This window comes from Sphingomonas aurea, assembly GCF_030678875.1.
GTDB lineage: Bacteria > Pseudomonadota > Alphaproteobacteria > Sphingomonadales > Sphingomonadaceae > Sphingomonas > Sphingomonas aurea.
This window is the reverse complement of sequence record NZ_JAUUDS010000001.1, coordinates 361,821-375,365: the sequence shown is the minus strand read 5'-3', so window position 1 is coordinate 375,365 and position 13,545 is coordinate 361,821. Positions and strand designations below refer to the sequence as shown.

Sequence of the window (13,545 nt, the reverse complement as noted above, 5' to 3'; positions counted from 1 at the left end):
ATGCACGTCCAGATCTACGAGCCATTCCGGGGCGGTCACCATACCAACTATCTCGCCGCACTGATCCCCAGCCTGATCGCGCGGCGCGAGCGGGGTGACATCGATCGTATCACCGTCACGATCAGTCGGGCTCACCTCGACTCGCCAAACTACGCCGAGCAGCTGTCGCCGTTCGAAGGCGAAGTCGATTTCGATCCCTCGATCGGGTCCGTCGATGCGGGCGTGCCGGTCAGGGAAAGGCTGCGGCTGGCACGCGTGTTGGAGGCGGCGGTCGATCGCTGCCGACCGGATGCGCTGGTGCTGACGACCGGCGATCACGACACGCTGGCGGCGGCAATGCGCCCCCTTTCCCGCGTTCACCGCATCACGGGCAAGACCCGCGTGGTGGCGATGGTCCATGCTGGCTATGCGGGGCTTGCCGATACCCCGGCGTCGCGAGTCAAGGACCTGCTGTACCAGATCGCCCTGCGCCGCGCGCCGTGGCAAAAGCTGCTGCTGGTCAACCCGCTGAACTATGAATGGGCCGCACGCGCCGGCCTGCCTGCCGATCAGATCGGGGTGCTGCCCGATCCCGTGCCGCCGATCGCGCCGAGGGAGCGATCCGAGGCGCGTGCGCATCTGGGCCTTCCGCAGGACGGCCGGCTGGTCGGCTATGTTGGGGCGACCGACGGTCGAAAGGCCATACCGCAATTGATTGCGGCTTTTCGCACGGTCGCCGGCCCCGACGAGCGCCTGGCGATGATCGGGCGCCTGTCGACCGAGCACCGGGCGCTGATCGAAGGGGCGCATGGCGACCTGGTCGGTTCGGGCCGGCTGGTTCTGATCGATCGCTTCCTCGACACCGCAGAGTTCGAAGCCGGACTCTGCGCGCTCGATGTCGTGGCGCCGCTCCACTACCGCCGTGCGGAACTCTCGGCCAACGTACTGAAGGCAGTGGCCGTCCGCCGCCCGATCTTCGCCGACTGTTTCGGCTATACCGGCTGGCTGATCGACAAGTTCGCGCTCGGCACCTGCGGCGATGTGCGCGATCCGGAGTCGCTTGCGACTGCTTTGCGTGCAGTGCTCGATCGCTCTGCAACTTATTCCTCTTCAGCGGCGGCTGAGCGACTGGTCCGATTCCATCTGCCCGACAACTATGCCGCAACGGTAGAGGAAGCGATCGGCCTGCCTCCGATACCCGGCCGCGCCGCGCCGATCAGCTGGGCGCATGTCATCGATCCAAAATCGAGAGGTTGAGCAGGGCCCGAACAGGATCCCGCCGAACCGATCAATACAGCGACATGAAAAAGCCGTGGCGCACATCGGACGCGCCACGGCTCTATCGCTCGAATGATCGGACCGGATCAGGCCGCAGCGCCGTCCTTCTGCTTCTTCTCGGTATAGACGCGGATCGGTTCCTTGCGGCCTTCGACCACGTCCTTGTCGATCATCACCTCGTCGACGCCGTCCATGCCGGGCAGGTCGAACATGGTGTCGAGCAGGATGCCCTCCAGGATCGAGCGCAGCCCGCGCGCGCCGGTCTTGCGTTCGATGCCCTTCTTGGCGACCGAGACCAGCGCATCGTCGGTGAAGCCCAACTCCACCTGCTCCATCTCGAACAGCTTCTGGTATTGCTTGACCAGCGCGTTCTTCGGCTCCTTCAGGATCTTGACCAGCGCACCGACGTCGAGGTCCTCCAGCGTCGCGATCACCGGCAGGCGGCCGACGAACTCGGGGATCAGGCCGAACTTCAGCAGATCCTCGGGCTCGGTCTGGCGCAGCACCTCGCCGGTACGCTTCTCCTCGGGCGCGGCGACATAGGCGCCGAAACCGATCGACTTGCCCTGCAGGCGATCACCGATGATCTTCTCGAGGCCAGAAAACGCACCGCCGCAGATGAACAGGATGTTGGTCGTGTCGACCTGCAGGAACTCCTGCTGCGGATGCTTGCGCCCGCCCTGCGGCGGCACGGAGGCGGTGGTGCCCTCCATCAGCTTCAGGAGCGCCTGTTGTACGCCCTCGCCTGACACGTCGCGCGTGATCGACGGGTTCTCGGCCTTGCGGCTGATCTTGTCGATCTCGTCGATATAGACGATGCCGCGCTGCGCCCGCTCAACATTATAGTCCGACGCCTGGAGCAGCTTGAGGATGATGTTCTCGACATCCTCGCCGACGTAACCCGCTTCGGTCAGCGTCGTCGCATCGGCCATCGTGAACGGCACGTCGAGGATGCGCGCCAGCGTTTGCGCCAGCAGCGTCTTGCCGCAGCCGGTCGGGCCGACGAGCAGGATGTTCGACTTGGCCAGCTCGACATCGGCACCCTTGGCACCGTGGTTTAGCCGCTTGTAGTGGTTGTGGACCGCCACAGACAATACGCGCTTGGCCTGCTTCTGCCCGATGACGTAATCGTCCAGGACGTTACAGATCTCCTGCGGGGTCGGCACGCCGCCGTCCTTCTTGGACACCAGCGCCGACTTCGTCTCCTCGCGGATGATGTCGTTGCACAGCTCCACGCACTCGTCGCAGATGAAGACCGTCGGTCCGGCGATCAGCTTGCGCACCTCGTGCTGCGACTTGCCGCAGAACGAGCAGTAGAGGGTGCTCTTCGAGTCGCCACCGCTCAGCTTCGTCATTCAGATAACCCTCTTGGCCGCCATGTCGCACGACGGCGTCTACGCTGTGCGCGTCCGCGAACGGATCGCGCCGGGCACCAGATATGGCCTTCCCGCCGCCGCTCTACAAGCCGTCATCGACCCGGACGGAACGCCGTTCTCCGCCCCGCTACACCGATCCGTCTTAATGGAGCGACAATGGCGAGGGCGGCGACCTAGGCCCCGACCCTCGCCGTATCGCAAGTCAGGCCGCGGCCGCCACGTCGTCGGACGGAACCGGACGCTTGTCGAACACCTCGTCGATCAGGCCGAAATTCTTCGCTTCGTCCGACGACAGGAAGGTGTCGCGGTCCATGCGCCGCTCGATCTCCTCGATCGGCTGGCCGGTGTACTTCGCGTACAGCTCGTTCATCCGGGCGCGGATACGCAGGATTTCCTTGGCCTGGATCTCGATGTCCGACGCCATGCCCTGCGCGCCGCCCGAAGGCTGGTGGATCATGATCCGCGCGTTGGTCAGCGCCACGCGCATCCCGGGCTCGCCGGACGCGAGCAGGAAGCTGCCCATCGAAGCCGCCTGACCGATGCACACCGTGCCGACGCGCGGGCGGATGTACTGCATGGTGTCGTGGATCGCCATGCCCGCCGTGACGACGCCGCCCGGCGAGTTGATGTACATGAAGATGTCCTTCTTCGGGTTCTCGGACTCGAGGAAGAGCAGCTGCGCGGTGATGAGGCTGGCCATGCCGTCCTCGACCCCGCCGGTCACGAAGACGATGCGCTCGCGCAGCAGGCGCGAGAAGATGTCGAACGACCGCTCGCCGCGATTGGACTGTTCGATAACGATGGGAACGAGACCGGCCTGCGTCTGCTGCAGCCCGACACCGGCGCCCGCCAGCGGGCTCGCGAAATCACCGGTCTCGAATGGATTGTGCATGGGGAACTCTCTGAAGCCCGTGAAGAGCCGCCTATGTCGCGCGGCCTGCGGGGGAGTTCAAGCCCCGCCCGACGGCGCCGGATGTGCGAGATAGGCGAGCCGCCGCACCTCGCGCCGGCCGCGCACCACCGTGTCGAGGATCAAACCTGCGAAGAAACAAAGCGCTGCGACGATCATCAGCCCGGTGACGAGGATCGCGGTCGGCATCCGCGGCACCAGCCCGGTTTTCAGATAGGTGATCGCCAGCGGCACGCTGAGCCCGAACGCCGATACCGCCAGTAGAAGGGCGACCGCGCCGAAGAACCACAGCGGCCGCTCGTAGCGATAGAGCGTCAGGATCGTGTTGAGGATGCGCCAGCCATCGGCATAGGTGTTCAGCTTCGACGCCGACCCTTCAGGACGGGCGTGATAGGGTGTCGTGATCTCCGCGCACGGCATCTTCAGCTCCAGCGCGTGGACGCTGATCTCCGTCTCGATCTCGAACCCCGCCGACAAGGAGGGAAAGCTCTTGACGAAGCGGCGCGAGAACACCCGGTAGCCGGACAGGATATCGGTGAAGCTGCGCCCGAAGAGACGCCCGAGCATACCAGTCAGCATCGCATTGCCGAACCGGTGGCCGCGTCGATAGGCGAGGTCGGCCTGGCTGATGCGGCTGCCGACGATCATGTCGAGCTGCTCGGCGAGCAGATGATCGACCAGCCGGCGGGCAGACGCGGCATCATAGGTCGCGTCGCCATCGGCCATGACATAGACGTCGGCGTCCACGTCGGCGAACATCCTTCGCACGACATTGCCCTTGCCCTGAATCCGCTCGCTCCGGACGATCGCGCCGGCTGCGCGGGCTACCTCGACCGTACGGTCACGACTGTTGTTGTCGTAGACATAGACCGCTGCGCCCGGCAGCGCGGCGTGGAACCCGGCAACCGTCTGCGCGATCGCAGCCTCTTCGTTGTAGCAGGGCAGCAGGACCGCAATGCGCGGCTCCGGGCTGGCCGTGGCACCCTCAGCGACCACCCGCAGCCTGCTCATATGCCTCGCGACCACTATGCAGCACCGCGTCGCGGCACGTTGCCGTCCAGCAGGACGTTGCGTCGCACCTAGCGACCGCCTCCGCGTCGTGGCGTCGGATCACGAAAAACCCGCTCACCGCGACCACGACAAGCACGCCGGCGACGATCAGCTGGATGTTGCCACCGCGATTGCCGTTACTCACACCACCCCATCCCCGTCGCGATCACCTGAGCGGCCACCGATGCTGCGGTGGCCGTCATAATTCATCCGGTATCAGCCTTCCGCCTTCGGCTTCTTGGCGCGGGGCTTCTTGGCCGGGGCGGCGTCGGCCGCCTCGGTGCCCTCGGCCTGCTCGGCTGCCTCGGGCGAGGACTCGACGACCTGCGTCTCGGCCTCGACCGGCGCCGCGGCCTTCTTCGCGCGCGGCTTCTTCGGCGCGGCCTCAGCCGCCGGCTCCGCTTCGGCGCCAGCATTGTCGTCCTTGGCGACCGGCTTCTTCTTCGCAGCCCTGGGCTTGGCGTCGGTCACCGGCTCATCGTGCGCGTGGTCATGTCCGTGGTCATGTCCGGCATGATCGTGGTCATGGTCATGGTCATGGTCATGATTGTGGACATGCGTCCCGGTCGCGAAGCCGTCCTCGCTCTCGATCGCGGCTTCCAGCTCCTCGCGCGTCGTCTCGCGATCGGTGACCTCGGCCTTGCCGAACAGGAAGTCGACGACCTTGTCCTCGTACAGCGGCGCGCGCAGCTGGGCGGCCGCCATCGGCTCCGCTTGCACATACTGGATGAAGCGCTGGCGATCCTCGGGGCCGTACTGCTGCGCGGCCTGCGCGATCAGGCGGTTCATCTCCTGCGCGGTCACCTCGACGCCGTTGGCCTGGCCGATCTCGGACAAGAGCAGACCCAGGCGCACGCGGCGCTCGGCGATCTTGCGGTAATCGTCGCGCTCGGATTCCATCTCCTCGCGTGCCTTGGCGGGGTCGGCCTCGTGGGTCGCCTCATGCTCCAGCTGCGCCCAGATCTGGCTGAACTCCGCCTCGACCATCGACGGCGGCACTTCGAAGTCATGGTCCGAGGCCAGCTGGTCGAGCAGCTTGCGCTTCATATGGGTGCGCGTCAGGCCGTTATGCTCCTGCTCGATCTGCCCCTTGATGAGGCCGCGCAGCTGCTCCAGGCTTTCCAGGCCCAGGTTCTTGGCCATATCGTCGTCGATCTTGGTATCGCCGGCGGTCTTCACCGACTTGATGACGAGGTCGAAGGTTGCGGGCTGGCCGGCCAGCTCCTTGGCCTGGTAGTCGGTCGGGAAGGTGACGGCGATCTGCTTCTCCTCGCCCGCCTTCACGCCGACCAGCTGGTCCTCGAAGCCGGGGATCAGGCGGCCCGAGCCGATCTCGACACCCATATCGGTGCCGGTGCCGCCCTCGAACGCCACGCCGTCCGCCGTCTTGCCGACGAAGTCGACGGTGACCAGGTCGCCCTGCTCGGCCGCCTTGCCGCCGGCATCGTCCCAGCCCTTCTGGCCGGCGGCGAACTTGCCGATCTGCTCGTCGATCGCGGCGTCGGCGACCGGCACGGTCAGCCGCTCCAGCTTCAGCCCGTCGATCGCCGGGGCCGGCACCTCGGGCAGCACTTCCAGCGCGACCTTGATCTCGGCGTCCTTGCCCGCTTCATAGCCATCGGCCAGCTCGACCGAGGGCTGCATCGCCGGGCGCAGCTTCTTGTCGGCGACCAGCTCCTGGATACCTTGCTGGATCGCCGAGTTCAGCGCGTCCTGCGCCAGCGCCTCACCGTGCATCTTGCGGACCAGATTGGCGGGCACCTTGCCGGGGCGGAAACCGGGCATCTTCACCTGCGGGGCAACGCGCTTCACCTCGGCATCCACCTTGGCATCGATGTCCTTGGCGGTGATGGTGAGCGTGTAGGCGCGCTTCAGCCCCTCGTTCAGCGTCTCGACAGTCTGCATTGCTGGCCTTCGATCTGGAGAAATTTCGTGTCGGCACCCCGCCTTGCGCCGGGCGGGACTGGTGCGGGCGAAGGGACTCGAACCCCCACATCTTGCGATGGCAGGACCTAAACCTGCTGCGTCTACCAGTTCCGCCACGCCCGCATGTTGGACCCGCCGTTGGGCGCGCGTCTATACCAGCCCGGCACGCACTAGCAAGCAGAGAGGCAACCAGCGCGTCACCCAGGACGTTGAAAGGGCGAAGGAGAAAGCCTGATGGCCACCCAGCCCCCGCCCGAAAACCCGATCCCGTCGAGCCAGCCGGTCCAGCCAAACGCTCCCCCGCCGGAGATCGCGCCCCCCGCCCCCGACATCGACCAGCCCTCGCCCGCCACGCCGGCCGGCGATCCCGGCACCAGCCAGCCGGCGGAGATCTGAACCATGGGCGACCAGCGCAGCGCCGCCAACGATCCCCTGCCCGAAGATCATGTCGGCACCGATCCGGATACCCCACCCGAACGCCGCGACGATGACGCGCGCAGTGACATCGAGCAGGCGGTCGCATCCCGCTCGGACGCGGTCGAGCGCGGCGACGGCGGGCCTGAACCGGAAACCTTCACGGAGACCGGCGAATATGATGGCCATGCCGGCACCGGCGGCGTGGTGAAGAACCAGGACCTCGACGCACAGTGAGCTTGTCAGCGCGCGGGGGAGATCCGCCGCGCGCTGACGATCCTGACCGGCGCCACCGGCACCTCGCCCTTGAACGCGCCGCGCACAGTCGCGTCCGGCGATACCGGCGCGTTGAAGATCGACAGGATCACGTCCATCCCCTCGACGATCCGCCCGAAGGCGGCATATCCCTGATTGTCGCCGGGCCGCGCCGGATCGGCGTCGAACGACGGCTGGTCGCCGACCGAAACGGTGAACTCGCCCCGTGCCGTCCCCGGCGCCAGTCGCGCGGTCGAGATCGTGCCGTCGAGATGCTTCAGCCCCGTCGTGCTGGTCGGCTCATGCCGGATTGGCGGCAACGACCGCTTCGGATCGCCATTTGACCCAAACTGCACGAAGCCGAAATGGTCGGCGACCTTGACCACGCGGTAGAAGTCGGTTCCGTCGAGCCGCTTCTGGTCGACATAGCGCAGGAAATTGCCGGCACTGACCGGCGCGCGCTTCGTATCGGCCTCGACGACGAAGCGACCCTTGTCGGTGACGATCTCGACGCGGGGCAGATCGGTGGGCGCAACCGCCGTCGTGGCCGGAGCCGATACCTGCGCCATCAGCGGCACCGCCGCCAGGGCCAACATCCAGCATGACAACATCTTCATGCACATTCTCCCACGGCGATTTCAGGCGACCGACATCGCTCCTCCATAATGTGGTTTACCCCCATCTGAAACGTCTTCGCGCCTCTGGGTAGCAGCGAGATGCTGACCGAAGATCCGCCCGATCGCTTCCCGCAACGTCATGGCACGCTGGTTCCCGCATCCACCGCTCCGCGAAAACAAGGGCTCGAACATGCGGCACCGGGTGCCGCGACCAGACCGGCATGACGTAGCGAACGTTGCAACGCTCCTGTGTTGGCCGAGGCACCTCGGCTCAGGCCAGTCTATCGCTAATCGAAATGCTCGATGTCGGCGCCGACGATCGCCAGCCAATCCTGCTGGTGCTCCTCGAACACGGAGACGGTCGGGCGCGGCACCTCGCCTCCGGCAAAGCCGCCGAGCGGGATCGCGATCACGCCGTCCATGCCTTCGTTCGTATAGGCCACCGTCGCGCCGCACTCCGGACACCAGCGATACCAGGCCCGCCGACCGCTGCCGCCGATGCGCTCCCAAGTCCGGAACGCACCGGACAGAGTGACGGCATCCACCGGAAAGCGCGCCTGTGCCGAGAAGACACCGCCGGTACGCCGCTGACACGCCTGGCAATGACAGACCGACACGCGCACCGGCTCGCCGCGACACTCGGCGGTCAGCTGACCGCACCGGCACCGCGCGAGCCGCTCGCTCACCCCGCCAGCATCGCCTTCAGCCGTTCGTTGACCACGCCCGGATTGGCCTTGCCGCCCATCGCCTTCATCGTCTGGCCGACGAAGAAGCCGAACAAGGCCTCCTTGCCGCCGCGATACTGGGCGAGCTGGTTGGGGTTCTTCGCGATCACGTCGGCGATCACCACGTCGATCGCGCCGGTGTCGCTGGTCTGCTTCAGCCCGCGCGCTTCGACGATCGCGGCGGGCGCCTCGCCCGTCTCGAGCATCACCTCGAACACCTGCTTGGCCAAGCTGCCCGACAATGTGCCGTCTGCGACCAACGCCAGCAATTCTGCGGCAGCGGAGGGACTTACGGGCGATTCCTCGATCCCCTTGCCAAGTCGGTTGAGCGCCCCGAACAGCTCTGACGACACCCAGTTCGCCGCCTGCGCGCCCGGCGCACCAGCCGCCAGCAGCGCATCGAACCACCGCGCCGACTCGACTTCGGCGGTCAGCACGCCCGCCTGATAGGCCGACACGCCCGCCGCCTCGTAGCGCTGCCGCTTCGCATCGGGCAGTTCGGGAAGCGACGCGCGGCACTCCGCCACGAACGCCTCGTCCAGCTCCAGCGGCAGCAGGTCGGGGTCTGGGAAGTAACGGTAATCGTGCGCGTCTTCCTTCGACCGCATCGACCGGGTCTGGCCGGTGTCGGGGTTGAACAGGCGCGTTTCCTGAACGATCGTCCCGCCCTCTTCGAGCAGCGCGACCTGGCGTTTCGCCTCATGCTCGATCGCCTGCATGACGAACCGTACCGAGTTGACGTTCTTCGTCTCGGTCCGCGTGCCGAGCGGCTCGCCCGGCTTCCGGACCGACACGTTGACGTCGGCGCGCATCGAGCCCTGGTCCATATTGCCGTCGCACGACCCGACATAGCGCAAGATCGAGCGCAGCTTGGTCAGGTACGCCCCCGCCTCCGCGGGCGAGCGCATGTCGGGCCGGCTGACGATCTCCATCAGCGCAACGCCCGAGCGATTGAGATCGACATAGGAGCGCGTCGGATGCTGATCGTGCATCAGCTTGCCGGCGTCCTGCTCGACATGGATGCGCTCGATCCCGATGCGCTTCACCGCCTCGGGATTCTTGTCATCGGGGCTGACGTCCAGATGCCCCTCCCCGACCAGCGGGTGGTAGAGCTGGCTGATCTGATAGCCCTGCGGCAGATCGGCGTAGAAATAATTCTTGCGGTCGAACCGCGACCAGCGGTTGATCTGTGCGTCGATCGCCATGCCGGTCCGCACCGCCTGCCGGATGCACTCACGATTGGGCACCGGCAACATCCCCGGCATCGCCGCGTCGACCAGCGACACCTGGGTATTCGGCTCCGCCCCGAAAGCGGTCGCCGATCCGGAGAACAGCTTGGCATTCGACGTAACCTGGGCATGGACCTCCAGCCCGATCACGACCTCCCACTCGCCGGTGTCGCCCTGGATTCGATAGTCACTCATCTTACCACCAACCTTCCGGCCGCGCCGCGAAGCCGGCTCGTTCCTCGATCGCCAGCCCTGCGTTCAGCACGCCCTGCTCGTCGAGCGGCTTGCCGATGATCTGGAGGCCGAGCGGCAGGCCGGCGCCGTCCAGTCCGCCCGGCACGCTCATCGCCGGCAGGCCGGCGAGCGACGAGGGCACGGTGAACACGTCGTTGAGGTACATCGCGATCGGGTCGGCCGATTTCTCGCCGAGCGCAAAGGCCGCGGAGGGCGCGGTCGGCGTCAGGAGCACGTCGCACCGTTCCCACGCCTGCTCGAAGTCGCGGGCGATCAGGGTGCGGACCTTCTGCGCCTGGGTGTAATAGGCGTCGTAGAAGCCTGCCGAAAGTACATAGGTGCCGATCATGATGCGGCGCTTTACCTCTGCGCCGAAACCGTCGGCGCGGGTCGCGGCGTACATGTCCTGCAACCCCGCCCCTTCAGGCAGGTCGCGCAGGCCGTAGCGGACGCCGTCGTAGCGGGCGAGGTTCGACGACGCCTCTGCCGGCGCGATGATGTAATAGGCCGGCAGCGCGTATCTGGTGTGCGGCAGCGAGACCTCGACGATCTCGGCACCGGCGTCGCGGAGCCAGTCGACGCCCTGCTGCCACAAAGTCTCGATCTCGGCAGGCATGCCGTCGACCCGATACTCCTTGGGAATACCGACGCGCTTGCCCTTCAGATCGCTGGACAATCTCGCTTCCCAGCGCGGCACGTCGAGCTGGAGCGAGGTCGCGTCCTTGGCATCGAAACCGGCCATCGCCTCCAGCATGATCGCGCAGTCGCGGACGTCGCGCGCCATCGGCCCGGCCTGGTCGAGGCTGGAGGCAAACGCGATCGTGCCCCAGCGCGAGCAGCGGCCATAGGTCGGCTTGATGCCGCTGATCCCGGTGAACGCCGCCGGCTGGCGGATCGAACCGCCGGTATCGGTACCGGTCGCACCCGGGCACAGCCGCGCAGCGACCGCGGCAGACGAACCGCCGGATGAGCCGCCCGGCGCCAGCGGAGCGTTCCCGCCGTCCTTGCGCCGCCAGGGCGAGATGACGTTGCCGAACGCCGACGTCTCGTTGGACGAGCCCATCGCGAACTGGTCCATGTTCAGCTTGCCGAGCATCCCGGCGCCCGCGTCCCACAGGTTCTGCGAAACGGTCGATTCATAGGGCGGCACGAAGCCGGCCAGGATCTCGCTCGCCGCCGTCGTCGCGACGCCGTTGGTGCAGAACAGGTCCTTCATGCCGATCGGCACGCCGGCGAGCGGCTTGGGCGCCTCTCCGGCGGCGCGGGCGCGGTCGGCCTCGTCGGCAGCGGCGAGCGCGTGCTCTGGCGTCTCGACCAGAAAGGCGTTGAGCGTCTTGGCGCCGGCGACGCGGGCGTTGAACGCGGTCGCCACCTCACGCGCGGAAAAGTCTCCGGCGCGAACGCCGTCGCGAATGGCGGCGATGCCCAGATCGGTCAGGTCGGTCACGAAAGCTCTCCCATGCGGCTGGGGATCCCCGCCTTCGCGGGGACGATCGATTGATGGTCGCGGATCATCACTCGATCACCTTGGGCACGGTGAAGAAGCCATGCTCGGCCTGGGGAGCATTGGTCATCAGCTTGTCCCGGATGCCGCCGCCGGTCAGCGGGTCGGCGTCTATCACGTCGTCACGCAGGCGCAGCGTGTTGGGGATCACCGCAGTCATCGGCTCGACGCCGGCGGTATCGACCTCGCCCAGCTGCTCGATCCAGTGGAGGATGTTGCCGAGTTCGGGCGCCAGCCGGGCGGCGTCCTCCTCGGTGATGGCGATGCGGGCGAGGCTCGCGATCTTCTTGACGGTTCGGGTGTCGACGGACATGCCGCGCGGCTAGCATCCGACTTCGCCCGCGCGCAATGGTTTTGCGGTCCAACTGGCCGCGGATCGACGGCGGCGGACGGGGTCGACGGGTTCGGAGCAGGCGGTTTGGCGCGTAAATTCCTCTATGTCATGGCGGCTCTGGTCCTGCTGACGATCGCAGGCGCGTTCGCGTACCGCTTCTATGGCAACGACCTGATCCGCATGGCGCTGGTCCCCGGCGAGGATTTCCGCGCCCAGCCCAAGGCGGAAAGCCACGTCTATGACGACCGCCGCCTGTGGCTGGCTCGTCCCGACAAGCCGGGCAATCCGGCGCTGTGGGTGCCGGCCGGCTACACGCCCGGCCCGGCAGGCAAGGGTGCGGCGATCTTCTTCATCCACCCGACCTCTTATGTCAGCCGCGACCACTGGAACGCGCCGATCAACGATCCGGAGACCAACGATCGCGCCGCGCTGTTCCTGCGCGGGCAGGCGAGCGCATTCAACGGCGTGGGCGAGATCTGGGCGCCGCGCTATCGCCAGGCGACCTTCGGCGCCTTCCTGACCAGCGCCCAGGATGCCGAGCGGGCGCTCCAGGCGGCCTACCGCGACGTGGAGACGGCGTTCGCCAGCTTCCTGCGCCAGGTCGGCCCGACGCGGCCGATCATCCTGGCCGGGCACAGCCAGGGCGGGCTGCACCTGACCTGGCTGCTCCGCGACAAGGTGGCGACCGACCCGAAGCTCGCCCGGCGGATCGTCGCGGCTTACGTGGTCGGCTGGCCGGTGTCGCGCACGGCAGACCTGCCGAAGATGGGCCTGCCCGAATGCCGTACCGCGGCGCAGACCGGCTGCATCCTGTCGTGGCAGAGCTTCGCCGAGCCGGCCGACCCGTCGCTGATCGTCGACACCTATGACCGCACGCGCGGCTTTACCGGCCAGCCGCGCCAGGGCACGCCGATGGTCTGCACCAACCCGCTGACCGGCACCGCCGACGGCGCCGCGCCGGCGACCGCGAACCTGGGCACGCTGTTTCCCTCCGCCGACCTGTCGACCGCCACGATCGAGCCGGGGCGGGTGCCGGCGCAGTGCCAGGGGCGCGGCTTCCTGATGATCGGCGCGGCGCCCGATGTCGGCCCCTATGTGCTGCCCGGCAACAACTATCACGTCTACGACTACAGCCTGTTCTGGGCGAACGTGCGCGCCGATGCCGAGCGGCGGCTGGCGGCGTTCCGCCCGGGGCGCCGACCGTGACCCTCGTCACCACCGATGCCGCCGTCTTTCGTGCCGCGCTACCGGACGGCGGACGGCTGATCGGGCTCGATGTCGGCACCAAGACGGTCGGCACCGCGCTGTGCGACGCCGGCTGGAGCTTCGCGAGCCCCGCCACGCTGATCCGCCGGACCAAGTTCGCGCGCGACAAGCTGGCGCTCGACGCGATCGTCGCGGCCCAGCAGGTGAAGGGGGCGGTGATCGGCCTGCCGCTGAACCTGGACGGCAGTGAGAGCCCGCGCAGCCAATCGTCGCGCTCCTTCGCCCGGCTGGTCGCCGACTGGGGTCCGATCCTCTTGTGGGACGAGCGCTGGTCCACCGTCGCGGTCGAACGGGTGATGATCGAGCAGGACATGAGCCGCGCCAAACGCGCCGAGCGGATCGACAACCTCGCCGCCGCGCATATCCTGCAGGCCGCGATCGACGCGCTGGTGGCGGCTTAGAGCAGTTTCCGATCAGGTTGAACCATCGTCATCGCCCTCCGGGCGAC

14 protein-coding genes and 1 tRNA gene are annotated in these 13,545 nt (G+C 67.2%); 5 read left to right on the top strand and 10 right to left on the bottom strand.

Features of this window, described 5'->3' with window-relative positions:
* The gene (locus tag Q5H91_RS01920; RefSeq protein WP_305171533.1) at positions 1–1,236 is read left to right on the top strand and encodes a glycosyltransferase family protein; all 1,236 of its coding nucleotides are present in this window, start codon (positions 1–3) and stop codon (positions 1,234–1,236) included.
* Positions 1,237–1,343: 107 nt separating this feature from the next.
* Here the strand turns inward: Q5H91_RS01920 and clpX are convergent, their stop codons facing one another.
* From clpX to Q5H91_RS01895, 5 genes are all read right to left on the bottom strand, one after another.
* Positions 1,344–2,612, bottom strand: coding sequence for an ATP-dependent Clp protease ATP-binding subunit ClpX (gene clpX, locus Q5H91_RS01915; RefSeq protein WP_305171532.1), 1,269 nt, complete (start codon positions 2,610–2,612; stop codon positions 1,344–1,346).
* A gap of 223 nt (positions 2,613–2,835) precedes the next feature.
* A complete protein-coding gene (locus tag Q5H91_RS01910) occupies positions 2,836–3,525 on the bottom strand; it encodes an ATP-dependent Clp protease proteolytic subunit (protein ID WP_305171531.1) in 690 nt (229 codons plus the stop codon).
* A gap of 57 nt (positions 3,526–3,582) precedes the next feature.
* A complete protein-coding gene (locus Q5H91_RS01905; protein WP_305171530.1) occupies positions 3,583–4,554 on the bottom strand; it encodes a glycosyltransferase family 2 protein in 972 nt (323 codons plus the stop codon).
* Between the two features lie 255 nt (positions 4,555–4,809).
* Positions 4,810–6,498 carry a trigger factor gene (gene tig / locus Q5H91_RS01900; protein WP_305171529.1) on the bottom strand — a complete coding sequence of 563 codons (1,689 nt, stop codon included), beginning with the start codon at positions 6,496–6,498 and terminating at the stop codon, positions 4,810–4,812.
* Positions 6,499–6,557: 59 nt separating this feature from the next.
* Positions 6,558–6,642 (bottom strand) — tRNA-Leu (locus Q5H91_RS01895).
* Positions 6,643–6,753: 111 nt separating this feature from the next.
* Here Q5H91_RS01895 and Q5H91_RS01890 point away from each other — a divergent pair.
* Both Q5H91_RS01890 and Q5H91_RS01885 read left to right on the top strand, forming a co-directional pair.
* Entirely contained in the window at positions 6,754–6,915 is a 162-nt protein-coding gene (locus tag Q5H91_RS01890) for a hypothetical protein (protein WP_305171528.1), read from the top strand.
* A gap of 3 nt (positions 6,916–6,918) precedes the next feature.
* Positions 6,919–7,170, top strand: a complete 252-nt coding sequence (locus Q5H91_RS01885) for a hypothetical protein (protein WP_305171527.1) — start codon at positions 6,919–6,921, stop codon at positions 7,168–7,170.
* 5 nt (positions 7,171–7,175) lie between these two features.
* Here the strand turns inward: Q5H91_RS01885 and Q5H91_RS01880 are convergent, their stop codons facing one another.
* From Q5H91_RS01880 to gatC, 5 genes are all read right to left on the bottom strand, one after another.
* Complete coding sequence (locus Q5H91_RS01880) at positions 7,176–7,811, bottom strand: peptidylprolyl isomerase (protein ID WP_305171526.1); 636 nt, start codon at positions 7,809–7,811, stop codon at positions 7,176–7,178.
* A gap of 281 nt (positions 7,812–8,092) precedes the next feature.
* A complete protein-coding gene (locus Q5H91_RS01875) occupies positions 8,093–8,491 on the bottom strand; it encodes a GFA family protein (RefSeq protein WP_305171525.1) in 399 nt (132 codons plus the stop codon).
* Entirely contained in the window at positions 8,488–9,954 is a 1,467-nt protein-coding gene (gene gatB, locus Q5H91_RS01870) for an Asp-tRNA(Asn)/Glu-tRNA(Gln) amidotransferase subunit GatB (RefSeq protein ID WP_305171524.1), read from the bottom strand. The genes Q5H91_RS01875 and gatB overlap by 4 nt, the downstream gene beginning before the upstream one ends.
* A gap of 1 nt (position 9,955) precedes the next feature.
* Positions 9,956–11,440, bottom strand: coding sequence for an Asp-tRNA(Asn)/Glu-tRNA(Gln) amidotransferase subunit GatA (gene gatA / locus Q5H91_RS01865; RefSeq protein WP_305171523.1), 1,485 nt, complete (start codon positions 11,438–11,440; stop codon positions 9,956–9,958).
* Between the two features lie 67 nt (positions 11,441–11,507).
* Positions 11,508–11,810, bottom strand: a complete 303-nt coding sequence (gene gatC / locus Q5H91_RS01860; protein WP_305171522.1) for an Asp-tRNA(Asn)/Glu-tRNA(Gln) amidotransferase subunit GatC — start codon at positions 11,808–11,810, stop codon at positions 11,508–11,510.
* Positions 11,811–11,915: 105 nt separating this feature from the next.
* Between gatC and Q5H91_RS01855 the strand changes: the two genes are divergently transcribed.
* Entirely contained in the window at positions 11,916–13,037 is a 1,122-nt protein-coding gene (locus Q5H91_RS01855; protein ID WP_305171521.1) for a DUF3089 domain-containing protein, read from the top strand.
* On the top strand, positions 13,034–13,498 hold the full coding sequence (gene ruvX, locus Q5H91_RS01850) for a Holliday junction resolvase RuvX (RefSeq protein ID WP_305171520.1): 465 nt from the start codon (positions 13,034–13,036) through the stop codon (positions 13,496–13,498). The genes Q5H91_RS01855 and ruvX overlap by 4 nt, the downstream gene beginning before the upstream one ends.
* Positions 13,499–13,545 lie beyond the last annotated feature (47 nt).

Bases quoted from the DNA above. Each gene is read 5' to 3' on its own strand.
- Q5H91_RS01890 (WP_305171528.1), top strand. From the start codon at position 6,754: ATGGCCACCCAGCCCCCGCCCGAAAACCCGATCCCGTCGAGCCAGCCG.
- Q5H91_RS01910 (WP_305171531.1), bottom strand. From the start codon at position 3,525: ATGCACAATCCATTCGAGACCGGTGATTTCGCGAGCCCGCTGGCGGGC.
- Q5H91_RS01885 (WP_305171527.1), top strand. From the start codon at position 6,919: ATGGGCGACCAGCGCAGCGCCGCCAACGATCCCCTGCCCGAAGATCAT.
- Q5H91_RS01880 (WP_305171526.1), bottom strand. From the start codon at position 7,811: ATGTGCATGAAGATGTTGTCATGCTGGATGTTGGCCCTGGCGGCGGTG.
- clpX (WP_305171532.1), bottom strand. From the start codon at position 2,612: ATGACGAAGCTGAGCGGTGGCGACTCGAAGAGCACCCTCTACTGCTCG.
- Q5H91_RS01920 (WP_305171533.1), top strand. From the start codon at position 1: ATGCACGTCCAGATCTACGAGCCATTCCGGGGCGGTCACCATACCAAC.
- tig (WP_305171529.1), bottom strand. From the start codon at position 6,498: ATGCAGACTGTCGAGACGCTGAACGAGGGGCTGAAGCGCGCCTACACG.
- gatC (WP_305171522.1), bottom strand. From the start codon at position 11,810: ATGTCCGTCGACACCCGAACCGTCAAGAAGATCGCGAGCCTCGCCCGC.
- Q5H91_RS01905 (WP_305171530.1), bottom strand. From the start codon at position 4,554: ATGAGCAGGCTGCGGGTGGTCGCTGAGGGTGCCACGGCCAGCCCGGAG.
- gatB (WP_305171524.1), bottom strand. From the start codon at position 9,954: ATGAGTGACTATCGAATCCAGGGCGACACCGGCGAGTGGGAGGTCGTG.